Genomic DNA, 21,751 nt, shown 5'->3' on the forward strand with positions numbered 1-21,751 from the left:
CAATTAGGAGTATCACCATGTCTAAAGAAAAAATAGATTTAAACGTAGCAATAGAAAAAATTAGTCCCACATCCAAAGAGATAGAAGAGTATATTATCGTTCAAAGGCTTAACCCACAAGCTAATCTAACTTTAAACCAATATTTAAAAGATAAATATTTTAAAGATAAAAACGTAATAGCAGTTGCAGATTTATCAAATAGAGATTTTAGCAAGGAAGGTACTGATAAAATTATCGATCTTGCCGGCGGAGATTTTAGCGGTGTTATCTTAAAAAATACTAGTTTTAAAGGATGTGATTTATCGAATACTTTGTTTTGTGACGTTGATTTTGATAACGCTTATTTTGAAGATACTATTTTACGAAATATAGATTTTAGAGGTGCCACTCTTGAAAATTGCAAATTTTCCGAAAATTATAAAAATTATTCATCTTTAGGGAAAGGGCAAGAACTTGAAGGTATAAAATATAGTACTACCTCATCTTTAGGAAGGATATATGCCGATGTTAAGGCTGAACATTTTAAAAGAAAGGAACACGAGAAAACAATAGAAGAAAGAAAACAAGAATTAAATGAAATTTATAAAACTCTGACTGTGCAGCAAACTGCTTGGTATGCTGTCGGAAGAAATACCGGTAATGAAAAATACGATAAGTTAGATGCAGAACTTAAATTAATGCTACATAAAAATATTTTTCCGCCAAAAGATTTGGTAATGCATGCAAGTTTTCAAAATATTTTTAGTAGTGAACACTCAGTATTTGATCCTGCTTATATAAGAGGCTCTAGTAAAGAAGAAAGAGAGCAAGAAATAAAGCTCGTATCTTTAACACGAGAAGATGTTATAAGTTATCTAAGTGCAAGAAAAACTAATGAAAAGCTTAGTTTAAACGATTTTGCTAAAAGTAAATTAACTATGCCGCTTAATCAAAATGTAAGAGTAGTTGCTGATTTATCAAGTAAAATTGATATGCTTACTAATAATGAGTGGCACGGTAGAGTTGATTTATCCGGTTTAGATTTTACCGGTGCTGATTTGAGCGGGGCAATTTTTGCCGGTTCAATTTTAACTAATTGTAAATTTGAGAATACAAATATAAGTAAAGCAAATTTTGAAAGCGTTGAACTTCAAAATGCAAGCTTTACGAATGTTAACGCTGATAACGCCAATTTCTTTAATACTAATATAAAAAATGCCGTTGTTAATGATAGTGAGTTTACCCATGCTTTTATGTCTCGTTCCGACGGTAAAGAAGTAGTAGTAAAAAATTCAAATTTTGATTATGCAAATATAAAAGACGGCAAATGGGACGAGTCAAAACTTGTGGACTCTACATTTAATTACGCTAACTTAGAGGGTATTTCCTTGATCTCTGCGGATTTACAAAAAGTAAAAATGCAGCATGCAATACTTGACAATGCGATTTTAACAGGTTGCAAAGTTATAGAATGCGATTTATCAGATTCTTTAATGAATAAAGTGGCGGCAAGCAAAGCAGAGTTTCATGATACTATTTTAAAAAATATAGAAGCTAAAGGCATAAATTTAACGGAAGCTGAGTTAGATAAGCTAGTAACACTTGAAGGTGCGAATTTACAGAGTGCTATTTTAAAAAGGATTAATGCGGAAGGAGTAAATTTTGCTAAAGCTAATTTAGATTTAGTGCAAGGTCAAGAAGCCAATTTACGTGGTGCAATATTAACCGACGCTACGGCAAAATTCGCTAATTTCCGAGGAGCTATTTTAAAAGAAGCTAAGGCTCAAGACGTTAATTTAAGTTATAGTAACCTTGAAAAAATTGAGGCACAAAATGCGGATTTTACTAAAGCTTTAATGAGGCGAGTACAAGCAGAAGGTGCAGATTTTACTGCCGTGAATTTTACGGAAGCCGATATTACTCGATCAAATTTGCAAAAAGCAATTTTAGCACAAATACAAGCAGGGAAAGCAATATTAGACGGTGTAAATTTATATGACGTTAATCTAGAAGGGGCTAATATAAATGAAGCTACTATAGATAATGATACTAATATTGCTCATACCGATATTACAAATATTAAAGGTAATTTTGTTCAAGACGGGCAGCAAATTTCGCCGTTAGAGCTTAAAAATAAGCAAGAAAAATTAGAAGTAGAAAATAAGAAAACTGTTCAAAGCACAGCACAAAGATTTTTAAAAGGGGCAATAGATGCGGTTAGCTTGTTGCCGCCGACTATACGAAATGTTCAAGGATTTAAAGAATTATATGATAATTTTATAAAATTTCAGGAAGTAAGTAATAAATTACTTAGCGATAAATTATTAGTAGAAGAGCGTAAAAATTTACAAAAACAACAAACAGAATATGCAGCTAATTTAATAAAAGGAGCACAACCGGTTTTAAAAAGTTATCAATCTATTTTAAATAATCCGGCAAGCTCTGATTTTCTAAAAGATAACGTAGCACAAGCGGCAATTATTCCGGTGTTAAATGCCGTCCTAACTCCTCTACTAACTGAGCTGTATACTCCGGAAGCACAGGCGGCAGGTGTTGTAATTCCTAATATGTTTGATAGAGTCAGCCCTCATTTTATTAGAGATTTACTACCCGTATCAATAAATTTAGTAGCAAGTGTTTTAGAAGGCGATTCAAATCAAAAAGTACAGGATATTTATAAAAATTTAGTGCTATCGTCGGAAAATTCAACGCAAAATATCATTGGCAGTGCATTTGAAATATTAAGCACCGATAATGTGCAAAATACTATTAACAATGATCTTATACCATTTTTAAAAGATACTAAAAACCAAGGAGAATTTGTCAAAATTGCTCAAAATGCTATGGATAATAGTTTAGCTCGGGAAGTTCCTAAAAAACTATTTGCCAATACCGTAAATTTAGCTGTCGATGTAAGTGCTGCAATGCTTGCTAGCACGCCGCAAATTATTGAAAACTATCAAGAATTCACAAAATATCAAAGTAATAGTGAAGAACTTTTAACTAATAATAATTTATCGGTAGAAGAAAAAAATAAATTAGTAGATGAGCAAAAAGAATCGACAAAAAATATTTTAAAGAACACTGAAATACTTGTTAATAATATAGCACCTATTTTAGAGAATAATTTAACAGAGTATTTTAAAAATAATACCAATGATATTTTGAAATTTTTAGATAAACCGCAAGTTCAAGATCGTATAAGATTGTATAACATAACGCCGGAATTTGCTAAAAATTCTACAAAAGCAATATTACCGTTTATGGAAGAAATTTTGCCTTTGGTAACTAAACTTACTAAAAATTCTTTAGAAGGTGAGAATAAAGAAAAATTAACCGAACTATTTTCACAAATTCAAGAAGTGATGAATGTACATCCCGATAATCAGTCAGAAAAAGTAGAAATAGTAGTTAAGTCTTTAATTAGTTTCAAAAAAGCTAATCCCGAAATAGAAAATATTATAGAAAAAGAAATTCCAGAATTATTAGTAAAGCATGCAGATACTCTTGGACCGGTAGTTGAAGAGTTTTTAAATAAAACTGAAATGGGGAAGAAAGCAAAAATCCAAGGTGAGAAAGTTATTCAGGTGTTAGGAGAACATGCACCTGCTTTGGGAAAAATTGCAAGCTCATATAGTAAAGGTCAATACGGCACAATGGTGAAACCTGTATTTGAATTATTAGCAGATAAAAAAGTACTCGGAATAATAACAAAAAGTGTTATTAATTTAAGTGCATACAAATTTCAAGAAAGCTTTGTTCCAAATAAAATACGGAATAAGGTAATCGGGTCGGAAATGAATAAAACTATAGTTGAGCTTTTAGAAACACAATTAACATTATCTGATGAAAAAATTAATTTAGCATTAGTATTTCATGAAAGAGATAAACAATTAACAGAAAAAGAATATTCGGCGATGTTTTCTTATTCGTTAAGAGATAAAAATCTTGAAGGGTTATCTTTTGAAAAATCGGCATTAAAATTTGATAATTTTAAAGTTAAAGGATTTAATTTTGATAATACTAAATTTAAAGAATGTTCTTTTAAAGGAGCTGTATTAGAAGAGTGTTCCTTTAAAGGAACTAGTTTTAACGAACAAGTGAATTTTGCAGGGGCGACTATTGATGCTGCAACTCTAACAACACTTACCCCAGCAATTAAAAAATATAATGCTAAACATCCGGATAACCGTATTGTTTTAGACAAAATAAAAATTGTAGGAGATGTAAGTAAAATTGATTTTGCAGGAGTGGTTTTAAATAATCCGGAATTTATAAGAGACAAAAAAGTTAAGTTGCAAGAAGGTAAGGAAACGCCTAAAAATAATAAGCAACCCAAACCCGCTGTTATGAATAATAACAAAAATGGCAGGGGGATTTAATTTGAATATTCACTTAATTAACTTGCAGGAATTCGTATATTATTTTATGGTAGGTCTTTCTTTATATTTGCGGCATAACTCTAAAGGCAGAATGTAAGCAATGATAAAATGTACCCGCCGGATTGAATTTGATGCAGGACATAGAATTATCGGGCATCAAAATAAATGTCAATTTCTGCACGGTCATCGTTATATTCTTGAGGTAACCGCTGCCGCTAAAAATACTAACAAATTAGGAATGATAGTTGATTTCGGCGAAATTAAGTTTTTTGCCAAAAAATGGATTGACGATAACTTTGATCATAGCCTTATCTTGCATCAAGATGATAAAGAAATAGGAGAAAAAATAGCTAGTTGGACCGGTCAAAAGATATATTATATGCAGAATAACCCCACGGCCGAAAATATTGCACTTCATTTAAAAAACGATATTTTCCCTAAGCTTTTTGTCAGTCAAAGTTTTTTTATTATCAGCCTTAAGTTATTTGAAACGCCTAATTGTTTCGTTGAGGTATAGCTTATGAAGCAATATTGCGTAATCCTTACTACAACTAATAGTAGAAAAATACTAGATAAAATAATTAATACTTTACTTGACATGAGCTTAGCTTCTTGTATACAGATTGAAGATATTGAAAGCTATTTTAAATGGGAAGGTAAGTTAATCTCTGAAAAAGAATATAGGGCTATAATCAAAGCTAAATCAGATAATTACAAGGAAATTGAAGAGATAATCGTAAAAATTCATAATTATGAAGTGCCGCAAATAATAAAAATTGACATTGATGATGGTTTAACAGCATATTTAAATTGGCTCGGTTTAGCAGGAAGCGGGGTGTAGGCGGTCAGAAAAAAGTAGCGTTGTCTTTGTGAGCCGATGTTGTTGCGTGGACGGTAAAACACTCCTGCTCCGATGTCATTCCCGCGAAGGCGGGAATCCAGAAAAAACACTTAAAATAATTAAAATTATATAAAAATTTACTGTATAATTCGCTTAAATATTCTCTGGATTCCCGCCTTCGCGGGAATGACATACAGCACTTTTTTCGAGCCATGCAACAATGCTAGAGACGCCTCGCCATGACGATTTCGGGAGCCACGCAACAATGCTTAGCTTTCACAGGGATGACATCAACACAATAAAGATTTAAAACTTAATAAGTATAATAATGAAATTATGGAAAAAAGTTACCTTAGGGTTGATCTTAGGGGTTATATTCGGTATTTATTTATCTAGCTATATTTCGTATGTTAAGCCGATAGGCGATATTTTTCTGCGTTTGATTAAAATGATCATTGCACCTTTAATTTTCTTTAGCTTGGTTTCCGGTATTACTAGTATGAAAGATTCTTCCGCTCTTGGCAGGGTAGGAATGAAAGCAGTACTAGCTTTTTTGGGAACAACTTTTTTTGCTACGGTTTTTGGTCTTGCGGTAGCCCTTATATTAAAACCCGGTCACGGAATCCATATGGATTTCGGTGCTACTCATACTGTTTCGACTGCAGCTACTTTTAATATATTTGATTTTTTCATACGCATTGTGCCGGATAATGCAATAGGTGCTTTTGCCAACGATGATGTCTTACAAATTGTATTTTTTGCAATATTTACCGGCATTACTTTAAATAAAATGGGAACTACTGCAGAACCGGTTACGGATTTGATTCATTTAATGTCAAAAATGATTTTAAAGATGATCTCATTCGTTATTCAATTATCGCCGTACGGAGCTTTTGCTTTAACCGCTTGGATAGTCGGTACGCAAGGTATAGAAGTCATGATTAGTTTGTCGAAGCTAGTTATGGCGGTGGTGGTTGCAATGATATTTCAATATTTGATTTTTGGCTTACTTATTTATTTATTTTGCCAAGTATCACCGGTGCCGTTTTATAAGAAAAGTTTTGAATATCAAATTTTAGCATTTTCTACCTCAAGCAGTAAAGCGACATTGGCAACGACTATGCAGGTTTGCCGTGAACGATTAGGCATTTCCGAAGCTAGCACTTCGTTTGTATTGCCTCTCGGGGCATCAATCAATATGGACGGTTTTGCCATAAACTTATCCCTTACTACTATATTTTTTGCACAAATGATGGGAATAACACTGGCTCCCCACGATTATTTAGTTATTATTTTAACTTCTACGCTTGGCTCCATCGGTGGTGCCGGTATTCCCGGGGCTTCTTTAATAATGTTGCCGATGGTACTTTCATCGGTTCACTTGCCGATAGAAGGGGTAGCTATTATTGCCGGTATCGATAGAATATTAGATATGTTACGTACGACAATTAATATTACGGGAGATGCAACAATTACCTTGATTATTGATAATAGTGAAGGTACCTTAGATAAGGAAAAATATTTAGCTTAAATTATCGTTGAACTGCGTATTTCAACTCTTCATTTCACAGGAGTATACAATATTATGAATATAAGGTTAGTGTTTTTGATCGTTATTGGTATATTTTTTGTTTATAACAAGGTTTTAGCTGAACCAAAAACTGCCCAACAAACCATTAAAGTTGCTACCGGTTCTATTTTAAAAGGTTATTATGCGATCGGTCTTGATTTATGCAAAACTGTTAAAATTGCCAATAAAAATATTAAATGTGAAGTAGTCCCGACAAATGGCGGCGTTGAAAATTTAAAATTATTGAAAGAAGGCAAAGTAGATTTAGCTTTAGTACAGTCAAACATCGCAGTGGAAGCCTTTGAAGGCATAGGCTATTATCAAAATCAAGAAAAAATGCAAAATTTACGACAAGTATTAAATTTATATGATGAATTTTTTACCGTTATTGCTAAAGACGACGATAAAATAAAAGTTTTTGCCGATATTGAAGGAAAAAAAATATCTAACGGACCGGTGTTTTCTAGTAGTAATATTACTTATGATGCCGTGCGTAAATTATATGATTTCACTAAAGAGCCGATAGATGTTGATATTAATTACGAAGATTCTATTAAAAAATTCTGCAATCGAGAAATTGACGTTATAATGATGATGGTTGGGCATCCTAATCCTTTAATAAGTCTTATTGCTAATAGCTGTGAAGTTGATTTTGTCTCTATTGAAAATGCTAAAATAACTGAGTTAATAAAAAGCAATAGAGCTTTCCGTAAAGGAATACTCCATGAAGGGTTATATCCGGGAATTACCGAAAATCAAACTACGGTTATCGTGCCGGCAATTTTGGTTACAAGGGAAGATTTGGATTTTGAATTATTAGATAAATTTATCGGAGCATTTCATCGGAATGTTGCAAGCTTTAAACATTCAAATTATTTGTTACAAGATTTAGATATTAAGTATTTTGCAGATATTAATAACTTTGTTTTACCGAAGCACGAAGCAGTTCGAAATAGACAATAAAATTATAAAAGAATATTATGTATAAAAATATTATTATACCGATAGATTTGGCAGATAAAAAATCTATAAAAGCAATATTACCCAAAGCTCTAACTTTTGTTACTACCTTTCAAGCTAAATTACATTTTATATATGTAATTTCTGACTTCGGTATGAAAATGGTCGAAGATTATTTGCCGAAAAATTGGGTTAAAGAGCAGAAGGAAAAACATCGTGAACAGGTAAAAGAGTTAATAAAACAATATGTACCGGATGAAATTGAAGCAGATTATTATATCGGGCGTGGAGCAGTTTATGATGAAATAATTCAATATTCTAACAAAGTAGAAGCGGATTTAATAATTATTTCGGCAGTAAGACCGCAATTAAGGGATTATATGCTTGGTCCTAACGCTTCTAAAATCGTTCGCCATTCGGGTATTTCAGTATTGGTGGTAAGAGACGAAAATATCTAGGCACATGCGTGTCAATGTGTTGTTGCATGGCTCTAAAAAAGTGCTATATGTCATTCCCGCGAAAGCGGGAATCCAGAAAAAACACTTAAAATAGGCAAAATTATATAAAAATTTACTATATAATTTGCTTAAATATTCTCTGGATTCCCGCTTTCGCAGGAATGACATCGAAAATTCGAACCAGGCAATAACACCTTTAGTCGCTCGCCATGACGTTTGGGGTATTCACACAACAATGCCTGCCGTAGCTAGAAATGACATCGGAAATAATCACAACAACCACCCTTAAAACTAATTGAACTATAAAAAAGCCCCTATATTATTATGAGTCCTGATAAAGTTACTAAACTTTTTCGTCAGCAGGCACAATTTATTGCCGGTGCAATGCGTCCAAGTCAGATACCTAATTTTTCCCTCCCTGAAATTGCTTTTGTCGGTAAATCAAATGTCGGTAAATCAAGTTTAATTAATACTTTATGTAATAACAAAAATCTTGCTAAAGTTTCCAACACTCCCGGACGTACCCAACAAATTAATTTCTTCAATCTAGCAGAAAAGCTTATTATAGTCGATCTTCCGGGCTATGGCTTTGCAAATGTTCCCCTCTCTATTAAAAATCAATGGGAGATGTTAATTGCTCACTATCTGCAAAATAGCCTCAATCTTAAATTAGTGAATTTGCTAATCGACTCAAGAAGAGGAATAAAGGAGCATGATAAGAAAGTTGCAGAATTATTACTTTCTTATAATAGGGATTTTCAAATTATTTTTACTAAGTCGGACAAAGTAACTCATCCCGAAAAGCTTTTTACCGAAATACAGAATTTTCTTGCAACTTTAAACTACTCATGTAATGTAATGTATGTAAGCAGCAGGAGTAAAGAAGGTGCAAGAGAACTTAAAGCTAGTTTGGCAAAATGCATCAAATCGTAAAAAAAAGGAAACTGAAAATATTCCTTCTTTAAAAGATATTATCACAATCAAAGACATAATAAGACGTAGTAATGAGATAAAAGATCAGGTTATAGTAGTAAAATTATCAGCAACAATTATTAATAATAATGAATTATTAACGGCTTTTGCTGAATCTATTCAACTACTTGAGATGTGCGGTGCTAAAATATCTATAGTACATGATCATATCGATTTAGAAAATTCACCGTTAAAAACGCTAGCCGAGGACAATCTTAATGATAGAATCGGCGCAATAGCTCATAATAATCCTATTATTATGGAAATGATCTTATCCGGTTACGTTAATAAACTTATTGTGTCAAAGCTTTGTAGCGTGGGATGCTATGCTATCGGTATTTCCGGTAAGGATACTAACTTACTTCAAGCAAAGAAATCTAAATTATCGCATAGAAGAACTACAAATCAGGATGTTATAGATATTGGTTTTATAAGTGAGCCTATAATGATTAATCCTGAAATTTTATTAAATTTTGAAGATAATAATATTATACCGGTTATATCGCCTATCGCCAATGATGAACAAGAAAACACACATTTATTAAATGCCGACCTTACAACCGCAGTAATTTCTGCTGCTTTGGGTGCAGATCATTTAATATTGCCGTATGAGCCATCAAAATCTCTTGCACCTGATATAAAAGCACAGGATGTTAATGTATTTAAAGCAATGTTAAACGATAATAATAATTTTATAAAAGCGGAATTAATCGAAATTGCAGTTAATGCAATTGAAAATAATATCGGCTGTGTGCATTTTGTAAGTGATACCGCTCCAAATTCAGTGCTACTTACTATGTTTACAAAATATAAATAATAGTTTTAAATAAGAAAGGTAATTTATGGCTGGCAATTTATCATCTGATCCTTTATTTGTAGGGTTAACTAGACCGGCGATGATATTCGGGGTAAGCATAAAATTTGCTGCCTTAAATATGATAACGTCTATGACGTTATTTATTTGGAATAACGGCATTGCTGTTTTATTTGTTGCCGGAGCCTTGCATTTAATCGGTTATATTATATGTTTTAAAGAACCGAGATTTATAGAATTATATTTAAATAAGCTGTCAAGAACTAGCCAATGTCCTAATAAATTTTATTATGGAGCAAACTCATATAGTACTTGAGTATTAGCATTGTTTCGTGGATTACCGGAATCGTCATGGCGAGGTGCCCCTTGGTACCGTGGCATGGCTCTAAAAAAGTGCCGTATGTCATTCCCGCGTAGGCGGGAATCCAGAAAAAGCACTTAAAATAAGCAAAATTATATAAAAATTTACTATATAATTCGCTTAAATATTCTCTGGATTCCCGCCTACGCGGGAATGACATATTACTGCTTTTATAGAGCCATGCAACAACGTCCCGGCTGTGAGGGAATGACATAGAAGGCAGCGGGAATGACACCGAGGAGTTTGAATAATTCACGCCTCACTGATAATAGTACAGTCAAAAAATATTCAGGTTAAGTAATGAAGTTATTTAAAACCAAAGCTGCCAAAGAATCAAAGGCTCGACAAGAAAGGTCAGCTTCCCATTTTATCCCCTATAAATGCCACTGGGATAGTAATACTATCCTTACTAAGAATAATGAACTGTTACAAGTCGTAAAAATAAACGGTTTTTCCTTTGAAACGGCTGACGATGAAGATCTGGATATTAAAAAAAATATTCGAAATGCTTTATTAAAAAATATGTCATCCGGTAATATCATAATGTATTTTCATACTATCAGAAGGCGTAAGGCCGTGATATTTGACGATACTGAATTTACCTACGACCCGACAGTAAAAGTACCGAATGATTTTATAACTTATTTAGGTGCAGAATGGCGGAAAAAACACGCCGGTGCTAGGTCATTTTTTAATGAACTCTATATTAGCGTTTTATACAGACCCGATACCGGAGGTGCTGCTATTGTTGAGTATTTTATTAAGAAACTACGACAAAAATCTAATAAAACCGCCTGGGAAAATGATATGAAAGAGATGAAAGAAAATCTCCAAGAAATGTCTACCAGAATAGTTAATACTTTTAGAAGCTACGGAGCAACATTGCTCGGCACACGTGAAACCGATAAAGGTTCTTATTGTGAAATTTTAGAATTTCTTTCTTCTCTTATAAATTGCGGTGATTCTCCCGGTCCCGTCGCTTTACCGAGAGGCCCTATCGATCAATATATTCCCACTCATAGATTATTTTTTGGCTCTAGAATTATTGAATCAAGAAGCCCTATCGGCAAAAAATACGCCGGTATACTAAGCGTTCTTGAATACGGTCCTTCCACGTCAGCAGGAATTTTTGACGGCTTTTTGCAAATGCCTTTTGAGTTTGTCATGACTCAAAGTTTTGTTTTTGCCAACAGAACGGTAGCAATAGGCAAAATGCAACTACAGCAAAATCGAATGATTCAATCCGGTGATAAAGCAGTGTCGCAAGTTGCCGAAATCTCGCAAGCACTTGATATGGCAACCAGCGGCGATATCGGATTCGGTGAACATCATTTGTCACTTCTATGTTCCGCAAATAACCCTAAAGCTTTGGAAGACATATTGTCAATGGCTTCAGTCGAACTTTCTAATTCCGGTATTCAGCCGGTTAGGGAAAAAATTAATATGGAACCTAGTTATTGGGGGCAATTGCCGGGAAATATAGATTATATAGTCCGCAAATCTACTATAAATACTTTAAATATGTCTAGTTTTGCTTCCCAACATAATTACCCTTTAGGTAAAATTAAAGATAACCATTGGGGAGAATACGTAACGGTGCTTGATACTACTTCGGGTACGCCTTTTTATTTTAATTTCCATGTAAGAGATGTCGGACATACTTTAATTATCGGACCTACAGGTGCCGGTAAAACGGTCTTAATGAATTTTCTATGTGCCGAAGCACAAAAATTTAAACCTCGAATGTTCTTTTTTGATAAAGATCGAGGAGCCGAGATATTTATTCGTGCACTAAACGGCGTTTATACTACGATCGATCCGGGGATAAAATGTAACTTTAACCCTTTACAATTAGACGATACTAGCGAAAATAGGACATTTATTTTAGAATGGCTAAGAGTTCTAGTAACTTCTAGCGGAGAAAGCTTAACGGCTCAAGATAACAAAGTGTTATCTCAACTAGTAAGCGGTAGCTTTCGGCTTGAGAAAAAAGATAGAAGGCTTAGTAACGTCGTAGCGTTTTTAGGAATTGATACCCCCGATAGTTTAGCAAGTCGAATTGCTATGTGGGTCGGTAAAGGCTCTCATGCAAAAATATTTGATAATGAAGAAGATAGTATTGACTTGCAAAAAGCTAGAGTATTCGGTTTTGATATGACCGAATTACTAAAAGACCCGATTAGCTTATCGCCCGTATTATTATATATCTTCCACCGAATTAATATTTCTTTAGACGGGCAAAGGACAATGCTTGTACTCGATGAAGCTTGGGCTTTAATTGATAATCCGGTATTTGCTCCTAAAATTAAAGACTGGCTAAAAGTTTTACGTAAATTAAATACTTTTGTAATTTTCGCTACTCAAAGCGTTGAAGATGCGGCAAAAAGTAGGATTAGCGACACGTTGATACAACAAACGGCTACACAGATTTTTCTGCCTAACCTTAAAGCAACCGATATTTATCGCACGGCTTTTATGCTTAGTCAGCGTGAATATACTTTAATTAAAACTACCGATCCGACAACACGTTATTTTTTAATAAAACAAGGAGTAGACGCCGTAGTCGCTAAAGTTAGTTTAGACGGTATGACTAATATAATTAATGTCTTATCAGGCAGAGTCGAGACTGTATTACTACTTGATCAAGTTAGGGAAAAGCACGGTGACGATCCTGAAAAATGGTTACCTATATTTTACACAGAAGCAAAATTACTATAACTTATTTATGCATAGATGTTTTATTAATTTGAAAAATCGTTATTATCAGAAGACCGTGTTACGTGGATTATTTTTGATGTCATTCCCGCAAGGTATTGGCGTTGTTGAGTGGCTAGAATTTTTGATGTCATTCCCGCGAAAGCGGGAATCCAGTTTTTTTATTAAGATTTTTCTGGATATCGTGGTCAAGCCACGGTATGACATTGCATCATTTTTTCGACTCACATTTCTCATTGCACTAATACTGCTTACTGTAGAGGCACGCATTACGTCATGAAATTTTTTCCCCATACTATAATCAAAATTTTGATATTAAGCTGCACGTTAAATTTCAGTGGTATAAATAACGCATCTGCTGACGATACACTAGATACTATAACAGGTATTCTAACCAATTTGACTTGTGAAACTCAAGGAGTAGGGAATTTATTACGCTCTGAATTTTCTCATACTTGTATACCTGCACCGTTTTTTACTTTTGCAGTCATGAATCTTGTTTCTCCTGGACCCTATATAAATACGTTTTTACGCCTAAAAATAAATGATCATGAATTATTTGATAAAGATTTTCCGGGTGGGCAATGTACACGAAACAATAGAGCCGACCCTGATGATCTCAAATTAACTTTCGCTTTATGTAGCAACGCTAAATTAGCTTTAGTAAGAACAAAGGCAGTCGCAGATTCCGCTATTGCTATAGCTAAAGCCGTACTTACCGGCGATGACCCGTGGGAAGATATTAAAGATTCATGGAAAAATAACGAAGCAGATTATCACAATATATATACGGCTAAGCCTGGCGTTAGCGGCACAATGTTTGATTTAGGCTTTCCTGCTATACCGTGGAAAGTTATTCAAGACAATGACCGTATATGCGTATCAACAATAGGAATGACAGGGTATATACCGGTAGGGTGTAAATATATCAAGGAACCTTTCCCGAAATCTATATATTCAAACTTTATGGATATAAGCGGTGATTCTTCAGCTCCTTCTGAGTCTACCGACCCTACCGATCCGTTAGCATTAGTCGAATGTAGTTCGGCAGCAGACGGAGGATGTTATCAAAGAGCGTATAATAACTCAAAAACTGCCGTCGTAATAACCGCACCTTTAATAGAATGCATTAAAGAGATGACGGCAAGGCTACTAATTAGCAGAGACGTATGTAGTTTTGACGATATTAATCAGGTAATTACCGATCCGTCGAAAAGGAATAGCAGTGCTTTATTTCAGTTTCAAGTAAATATGCATAAAATAGTTACGGCTCTATTAACTCTCTATGTCATTTTCTTCGGTTTTAAAATAATTCTTGCAGGAGAAGTACCGCCAAAAGCGGAATTCATAAATTTTATATTAAAAATGTTATTTGTAACTTATTTTTCAATAGGCATCAATATAACACCCGGCAACACATCTAACTATGATCGGTTAGACGGAATGATTCAATTTGTTTTTCCTTTTTTGCTTAACGCCATAAGCGGTCTTGCGAGTTGGGTAATGAATGCATCTCCGTCTGATTTATGTAAATTTAACGGCTCTGACATTCAATATGATAGTAAAATTGCTTATATAGCTTTATGGGATGCGTTAGATTGCCGAGTAGCTCACTATCTAGGTCTTGATATGCTATCTACTTTATATGTAGAAAATGCTTATAAAGCCCATGATTTTAAGAATTTCGATTTTTTTAGCTTTAGTGCACCGCCTTATGTTTATTTATTAATTCCGGCTATAATTTCAGGGAATATGACGCTTGTCTCAATTGCCCTTTCTTATCCGCTATTAGTAATTTCGGTTGCTGCATTTATGGTCAACGCTACCGTTATGTGTATGATATCGATAGTAATACTCGGCATTTTAGCTCCTCTTTTCGTACCGATGCTTTTATTTCAATATACTCGAGGTTATTTTGACCAGTGGGTTAAGCTCTTAATATCTTTTTTACTACAGCCTATGGTTGTAACAACCTTTATGATTACTATGTTTTCGGTTTACGATTTCGGTTTTTACGGCAAGTGTAAATATACCAATAAGTTAATACATAATAGTATAGAAAATGTATATCAAAGCGGAGGAAAAACAAGCCGAGACGTATTAATATTTTATATCGATAATGATTGGAATAAATATACCAAAGAGGAAGCGGATAGCTGTAAAAGTAGTTTGGGTTATATGCTAAATAACCCTCTTTCCACAATGTTTGATTTCGGTAAAGATAGTTTAGATGAAATAATCAAGGAAAAACCGGGTGCTACCGAAACAGATAAATATTTAGCTAAATTTCAATTTTTATCCGGTATTATTTTAGGACCCGGAATGTTTTTTATATCACCGAAAGTACTTTTTGAAAAAATCAAAGATATTCTTTTAGCACTAATTACTGCCTGTTTTACTTTGTATTTAATGTATAATTTTAGTAGCCAATTAGCTGAATTTGCTGCTGATATGACGGAAGGAGTTGCCCTTAGCAATGTTGCTATAAAACCGCAAGCAATTTTTAAAGCCGCTATGGCAGGTCTAGCAATGGCGGGTCAAGCAACTAAAGCCTTAGACAACGTAGCAAAGGGCGGCGGTAAGCCGGGAGATATCAAGAGTAGCAGCGGTGGAAAATCAAGAGACAATCTAGCAACAAGCGGCGGTGCTAGTAGGGACTTAAATAGCAGCGGCGGCGGAAAAGCTAGTAGCGGCTCAATTAGTAGTAGTGGAGGAACTGCATCAACACCCGCAAGTACTTCTAGTAATAGAGTATCTACTTCTAGCGGTGGAGGAGCACCCTCTCCTACTCAAGAAAAATCCGAAACTACAACTAGTGACAGTCTTACTAATATGAGAGCTTCTATTGCAACGCCTTCTAGCTTAAAGTCACCTGATATTGCACCTTCGCCGACTAGCTTAGATAGTAGTAAAGAAGAGAAAAAAGACCCTATAAAAGATGATACCGACAAACTACCCGACTCTTCAAAACAAGAAAAGCGAATAAAGAACATTAACGAAGCCGATACATTTGAAGATTTATCAGGACAACTTAATATCGAACGTAAAACAGCAAGTATAAAAGAAGATAAACAAGATAATGTTTCTACTAAGAAAAAGGCATACGGCTTAGCCGACAATAAAGACTTAAATGAACAAGAAAGCCATGAAAAGAAACAAGGAGAAACAGGATTTATAAAACAAGAAAAACGCAACGCTGAAATTCGTGAACGCAAAGCAGCCTCGGAGAAAGAAAGAGAAGAGCTATTACGCAGTGGCGGAGGACGAGCCGGACCAAATAGCAAAAAATTTGAAGATTTATCAGGACAGCTCAATATCGAACGTAAAACAGCAAGTATAAAAGAAGATAAACAAGATAATGTTTCTACTAAGAAAAAGGCATACGGCTTAGCCGACAATAAAGACTTAAATGAACAAGAAAGCCATGAAAAGAAACAAGGAGAAACAGGATTTATAAAACAAGAAAAACGCAACGCTGAAATTCGTGAACGCAAAGCAGCCTTGGAGAAAGAAAGAGAAGAGCTATTACGTAGCGGCGGAGGACGAGCCGGACCGAATAGCAAAAAAATGGATAGAGGTACTGATGAAAATTAGTAAATCCATACAAATTTTTATATATATTTATCTGATATTTGGAGCGTTAAATATTTACGCTGCCGGTAATTACGGTGACTCCTGTACTTCTTTGCCTTTTACACCGGATCAATATTTAAATGACACTGCATACGGTCAAGTAAGACGGAACATTAACGGAAAAGGATGGCAAAATGACGGAAATACTTATTGTGACCCAAACGATAAACGTATATTAATCGCCATAAAGGCTAATCCCGACCTTTCTGTAGGGCATAGTACACGAGTTGTAATAGCAGAAAATAATTCTGTCGTTCTTGGTGCAATAACGCCGAATAATCCAAATTTAGGCGGTAATGTTTTCATGAAAGACATTGTTTTAACTGCAAAAAGACAGCAAAATTTACTTTGCTTGTTTATGCCTACTCCACAAGGACCATTACCGCTAGTTTGTAAAAATGTTTCTTACACTCCTCCCCCTCCTTCGCCGATTCCTGATTGTAGCAATGTCGGAAAAAGCTGTTACATGCAAGAAAATCGTAGTCAATCGTTACTTAATTTTTCCGGTCTTGCCGTTGATTGTTTAAAAGAAACGCTTGATAAAGTATTTTTTAGAGAAACTAGCTGCACCCCTCAAGATCAAAGTATTAGTATAACTAATCTTACCTCATTTCCTATATTTCAAGGATATTTAAAAAGCACTATCGGTGCCGCATTAATTCTTTATACGATGTTTTTCGGCTTTAATATGATATTAAATAAGGATTATGCAAATATCGATAAGATTGCAATTTTCGTTATAAAATTTTTATTTGTTACTTATTTTGCTATCGGTCTTGGAGCGATAACTTTGCAATCGGGCAAACCATCTCAAGAAAATGGCATGCTCAAATACGGTTTACCGTTATTAACGGGAATTGCACCGGAATTTGCTCAAATAGTATTTAACGCCGGCGGCTCTCGAGGTTTATGTGAATTTGACACGACAAAATACCCTGCCGGATATCAATTTTATGCCCTATGGGATGCTATTGATTGTCGAATAGGTTATTATCTGGGGATGGATTTACTTTATAATATCGATAGCGGCGGAATTTTAAGCCGGTTCTCCGGTACCACCAACGGTAAAGGTAATAATAGCCCCATACTGGATTTAGGCACGCCGGACTCAAATAGCCCCGATGATTTAAGCAAAACAGGATCACTTAAATTTTTTACGGTCATGTTTGGATTTTTCATGGCGGGAAATATTATAATATTAGCATCAGGATTATTATTTTCTATAATATTTTTATCGATAGTCTTATATTTTATAACACATTATTTAGTATGCCTAATTACCATATATGTTATGACATATATCTCCCCTATATTTATTCCGATGATGTTATTTACTAGAACAAAAGCTTATTTTGATTCATGGCTAAAAATTTGTTTATCTTGCGCACTGCAACCGGCGATAATAGCCGGTTTTATAGCATTGTTGCTTACTATGTACGATTCGGCAATATATAAAAATTGTGAATTTTTAAGGCATGATTACGCAAATAATAATATTAAATTCAGTACTTTTGAACTGAGGCTACCGGATAGCGATAAAACTCAATGCCAAAATAGCTTAGGATATAAATTATTACAATATTATGCAGGACAGGGATGGGAAAAACATTTATTAATACTTTTCCCTATAAAATCAATTGTTAAAGACGTAATTTCCATCCTTGCCGAACTTCTATGTGTATTAGTTTTTTCAATTATTTTTTACTATTTTTCCAAATCTATCGGACAATTTGCCTCGGATTTGACTAGTGGACCTAATATGGATTCAGTAACGGCAAGCCCGACTAAAATTGTCGATTTAGTAAAGCAAGGAGCAGCTTTTGTTAAAGATGCGGCACAAACGACACAAGGTAAACCGCCTGCAATGGAAGCCCCGGGAGGCGGAGGAAAACGCAGCGGCGGACCGCAGGCAGGAGATTCGAAAAGCACAAGCGGCGGCGGTGCTAGTGATCTTCTAGCCAAAGGAGGTAAGTAAAGTAATATGCAAGGTAATTTATTAAAAGTTTTAGGTGGGGTTGCAATAATAGCAACGTTAGTGTGTTTTATTCTTGCAGCACTTGCTATGATAGGAGCCGTTAACATGGGCAACGGCTGCTTCATGAGGTATAACGATAGCGGTAAAGGCGGAACGGATGCTATTACCGATACGGTTACACTTAACGCTAACGCTAACTATGCTAATATTTCTACTATGCTGCCTGACGGCACGATGCAGCTTACTCCCGATCCTAATCGTTATGGGGAATGGTTAAATACTAATATTTCGGTTCAGGATCAGCAAGTACTTAAATTACAGATAGAGGGGCAACTTAGCTTATGCCTTGCTTATATACCGAAAGATAATTTACAGTTTACGGAACAAACAAGACCGGGTAAATCTAATTTAGATGATAAGGGTAAGCAAATACCTATTCCTCGCGTTACGGACGTTAACACCCCGCCGATATCTTTAATAATTGATGCCAAAAACGCTGAATGGCGTAACATCACCGAATTATATAATAATGACCGAATTGTAGTTTCTATTTCACCGAACTATAACGGCGGCGTACCCGATGCGTTTAAAAATACCGTTGTTACGGCAGATTGTACTCAAAGCAAAACCTCATATAGCCCGATATGCGGCAGATATTCTGTTTATTCAGGTGAATATACTTCTGATTGTAAATGGCAAAGTGATTATTGGAAATGTAATTATCATCATTATTGTGATACAAGTTTTTTGGGAGGGTGTGCATTAGGGTGTCCTTGTGTATTAGGGATATGCTGTGGAGAATATATATGTGATTCATGCGGGGCATGGTTAAATATTACTAGTTCGATGCCTGATCCCTATAAAGATGACGGAACTTTTACTGTTCCCTGGTCTGATGATTTAAGTAAGTTATTTACTGATTTTTTAAATTTAGAATGTGCTAATAATTCTAGAACACAACCAAACGGACAGTGTCCTGATATAGTTACTGATCGCTCCCCAAAAAATTTAGAGTTTATAAAAGGGAAATGTAACGGAGGGTGGACATCTGGCACGTGCCAAGGCACCCTAGAAGAATCGCAGCTTTCAAAATTAAAGTATTTTTGGTATACGGCTGACGGTAACGGCGGTAAGGGTCCGACAGGACTAATATGGCAAATGAATGCTTCCGGCACTGTCGATAAAAATATCGGTATTACCCAATTTGCTAATTTTGTAGCTGCTTCAGAGCAACCGGCCGAATACGGTGATATTTACAAAGTTATCTATAATATACCTTTTAATACTAACGTCTACAAAAGTTACTTACAATACCGCCTTTGGAGTCCTCCGGCACAAGATGCTAGCAAAAATACGGGAGGATATGTTTTAAATATTAAACAAACCAAATGTTATAGAGAAAACGGGAATAGTTTCACCGATATTTTTACCGAGCGCGGTAAAGTACAATATATAACGGTAGCTTCTGCCAAAAATCCAAATTCTAGCGGCAAATCTTACTCCCCCTCCGGAATTGACGTCGATAGTGACGGTAAGGCAACAGCTACCGTGAGCGGCGACGGTTATTTATGGATGAGAATTTTAAATGATCAACAAGATTATCAAAACAGCGAAGGTAGCTATCAAGTAAAGTTTTCTACTTCCCAGCAAGTAGGAAGCTTTACTATTAAAGTCATGACGCCCCTGCTCACATTATTTAAAACTAAAGTCCAAAGTGCTGCTGAAAGTATTTTTCAGAATATGATTTGCTATAATAGAAGTGATAACTCTTCTTGTACTAATTTTTTCAATTATATTAAAGCAATGCTAATCCTATATGTTATGGTTTACGGAGCGATGTATTTACTTGGATTTGTTAAAATAAATCAACAAGAATTAGTAATTAGGATAATAAAGATCGGTATTGTTAGCGGGCTGATGAACGGCAATACTTTTGAATTTTTTAATCATTACCTATTTAATGCGATCACCGGTTTTTCCGATGAAATCATTTCTAATATGAGCGGATATAGTTTATTTACTTCTACTAATACAATTTCTAATCCGTTTATGTTTTTAGATGCGGTAATGAGTAAAATATTCTTTAGTCAAACATTTATTGCTCAATTACTAGCACTACTTTCTTTAGGACTTAGTGGAATAATTTACTTTATCATTGTTTTTGTTGCTATAGTAATTGTAATTATTACGGCTCTTCGAGCGGTAGCCGTTTACATTATGGCATTTATGGCAACTTGTATATTAATAGGTGTAGGTCCTTTATTTCTTACTTTTATGTTATTTGATTTTACCAGATATTTATTTGATAACTGGGTAAGATTTACATTTAGATATATGCTTGAACCGGTAATTCTGATGGCAGGCATTATCGTACTTACTCAATTATTCACAATTTATTTAGATTTTGTTTTAGGATATAGTGTTTGCTGGAAATGCTCACTAGCTATAAAAATTCCGTTTATAGGTACAATTCTTCCTGTTGCTTTACTTAACGTACCGATTTTTTGCATTAATTGGTTTGCTCCGTGGGGCATGGATTACAATTCGTGTATGATGGGCGTTAATATGCAACATATCATCGCTTTAGTAATTATTGCATACGGTATGTACGGTTATGTGGAATTTTCCGGCGAGATGGTAGCAAAGCTAACGAGTGCTGCCGGACCTTCCGCAACAAAAATAGGCGGAGCAATGTCGGATGCAGCTGAAACCGGAGCATTAAAACAAGTAGGGATGGATAAAGAATCGAGAGCTAAAATTGGTCAAGCGGTTAAACAAAGGTTAAAAACTCGCAATAGCACCTTGGACAAGGCTCAAAAAAATAGTAAAACCGAGCCCGAAAATAAAAAGCCGGAAAATAGCGGTGAAGAAAAGAAGGATAAGTAGTAATGTCAATCCGCAATACCGGTGTCATACCGTGGCTTGACCCAGAAGTGTACGAACGTTGAAAAAAGCCTGTGTCATGCCGTGACTTGATCACGGCATCCAGAAAAATAAAGCCATATTAGACTTATTTTAGAGTCTTTTTATGATATTATAATCTGGATTCCGTGGTCGTAGCCACGGAATGACAGAATTTGTACCTCTTTAT

Annotated in this window: 14 protein-coding genes; 13 read left to right on the forward strand and 1 reads right to left on the reverse strand. The window is 34.9% G+C overall.

The features are described 5' to 3' along the window. Positions 1-17: 17 nt before the first annotated feature. The 9 genes from AAGD48_RS07600 to AAGD48_RS07640 all read left to right on the forward strand — a co-directional run bounded on the left by AAGD48_RS07600 (position 18) and on the right by AAGD48_RS07640 (position 10,292). Positions 18-4,361: a pentapeptide repeat-containing protein gene (locus AAGD48_RS07600; protein ID WP_341789608.1), complete on the forward strand. Its 4,344-nt coding sequence runs from the start codon at positions 18-20 to the stop codon at positions 4,359-4,361. A 100-nt stretch (positions 4,362-4,461) separates the two neighbouring features. After that, positions 4,462-4,878: a 6-pyruvoyl tetrahydropterin synthase family protein gene (locus AAGD48_RS07605; RefSeq protein ID WP_341789609.1), complete on the forward strand. Its 417-nt coding sequence runs from the start codon at positions 4,462-4,464 to the stop codon at positions 4,876-4,878. Positions 4,879-4,881: 3 nt separating this feature from the next. After that, entirely contained in the window at positions 4,882-5,202 is a 321-nt protein-coding gene (gene cutA, locus AAGD48_RS07610; RefSeq protein WP_341789610.1) for a divalent-cation tolerance protein CutA, read from the forward strand. A gap of 328 nt (positions 5,203-5,530) precedes the next feature. Beyond that, positions 5,531-6,733: a dicarboxylate/amino acid:cation symporter gene (locus tag AAGD48_RS07615; RefSeq protein ID WP_341789611.1), complete on the forward strand. Its 1,203-nt coding sequence runs from the start codon at positions 5,531-5,533 to the stop codon at positions 6,731-6,733. 54 nt (positions 6,734-6,787) lie between these two features. Continuing rightward, positions 6,788-7,735 carry a TAXI family TRAP transporter solute-binding subunit gene (locus tag AAGD48_RS07620; protein WP_341789612.1) on the forward strand — a complete coding sequence of 316 codons (948 nt, stop codon included), beginning with the start codon at positions 6,788-6,790 and terminating at the stop codon, positions 7,733-7,735. Between the two features lie 17 nt (positions 7,736-7,752). After that, on the forward strand, positions 7,753-8,190 hold the full coding sequence (locus tag AAGD48_RS07625) for a universal stress protein (RefSeq protein WP_341789613.1): 438 nt from the start codon (positions 7,753-7,755) through the stop codon (positions 8,188-8,190). 324 nt (positions 8,191-8,514) lie between these two features. Next, positions 8,515-9,123, forward strand: a complete 609-nt coding sequence (gene yihA, locus AAGD48_RS07630; RefSeq protein ID WP_341789614.1) for a ribosome biogenesis GTP-binding protein YihA/YsxC — start codon at positions 8,515-8,517, stop codon at positions 9,121-9,123. Beyond that, complete coding sequence (locus AAGD48_RS07635; RefSeq protein ID WP_341789615.1) at positions 9,077-9,979, forward strand: acetylglutamate kinase; 903 nt, start codon at positions 9,077-9,079, stop codon at positions 9,977-9,979. Before yihA ends, AAGD48_RS07635 begins: the two co-directional genes overlap by 47 nt. A gap of 25 nt (positions 9,980-10,004) precedes the next feature. After that, positions 10,005-10,292, forward strand: coding sequence for a type IV secretion system protein VirB3 (locus AAGD48_RS07640; RefSeq protein WP_341789616.1), 288 nt, complete (start codon positions 10,005-10,007; stop codon positions 10,290-10,292). Here AAGD48_RS07640 and AAGD48_RS07645 read toward each other — a convergent pair. Further along, on the reverse strand, positions 10,252-10,383 hold the full coding sequence (locus tag AAGD48_RS07645) for a hypothetical protein (protein ID WP_341789617.1): 132 nt from the start codon (positions 10,381-10,383) through the stop codon (positions 10,252-10,254). The two genes, AAGD48_RS07640 and AAGD48_RS07645, sit on opposite strands and share 41 nt — an antisense overlap. Before the next feature lie 254 nt (positions 10,384-10,637). Here AAGD48_RS07645 and AAGD48_RS07650 point away from each other — a divergent pair, with 254 nt between their 5' ends. The 4 genes from AAGD48_RS07650 to AAGD48_RS07665 all read left to right on the forward strand — a co-directional run bounded on the left by AAGD48_RS07650 (position 10,638) and on the right by AAGD48_RS07665 (position 21,546). Continuing rightward, positions 10,638-13,055: a VirB4 family type IV secretion/conjugal transfer ATPase gene (locus AAGD48_RS07650; protein WP_341789618.1), complete on the forward strand. Its 2,418-nt coding sequence runs from the start codon at positions 10,638-10,640 to the stop codon at positions 13,053-13,055. Between the two features lie 273 nt (positions 13,056-13,328). After that, complete coding sequence (locus AAGD48_RS07655; protein ID WP_341789619.1) at positions 13,329-16,646, forward strand: type IV secretion system protein; 3,318 nt, start codon at positions 13,329-13,331, stop codon at positions 16,644-16,646. After that, positions 16,636-18,660, forward strand: a complete 2,025-nt coding sequence (locus AAGD48_RS07660) for a type IV secretion system protein (protein WP_341789620.1) — start codon at positions 16,636-16,638, stop codon at positions 18,658-18,660. The genes AAGD48_RS07655 and AAGD48_RS07660 overlap by 11 nt, the downstream gene beginning before the upstream one ends. Positions 18,661-18,666: 6 nt before the next feature. Next, positions 18,667-21,546 carry a type IV secretion system protein gene (locus tag AAGD48_RS07665; RefSeq protein ID WP_341789621.1) on the forward strand — a complete coding sequence of 960 codons (2,880 nt, stop codon included), beginning with the start codon at positions 18,667-18,669 and terminating at the stop codon, positions 21,544-21,546. The last annotated feature ends 205 nt before the right edge of the window (positions 21,547-21,751 follow it).

This window comes from Rickettsia endosymbiont of Polydrusus tereticollis (genome assembly GCF_964026385.1).
Classification (GTDB): Bacteria; Pseudomonadota; Alphaproteobacteria; order Rickettsiales; family Rickettsiaceae; genus Rickettsia.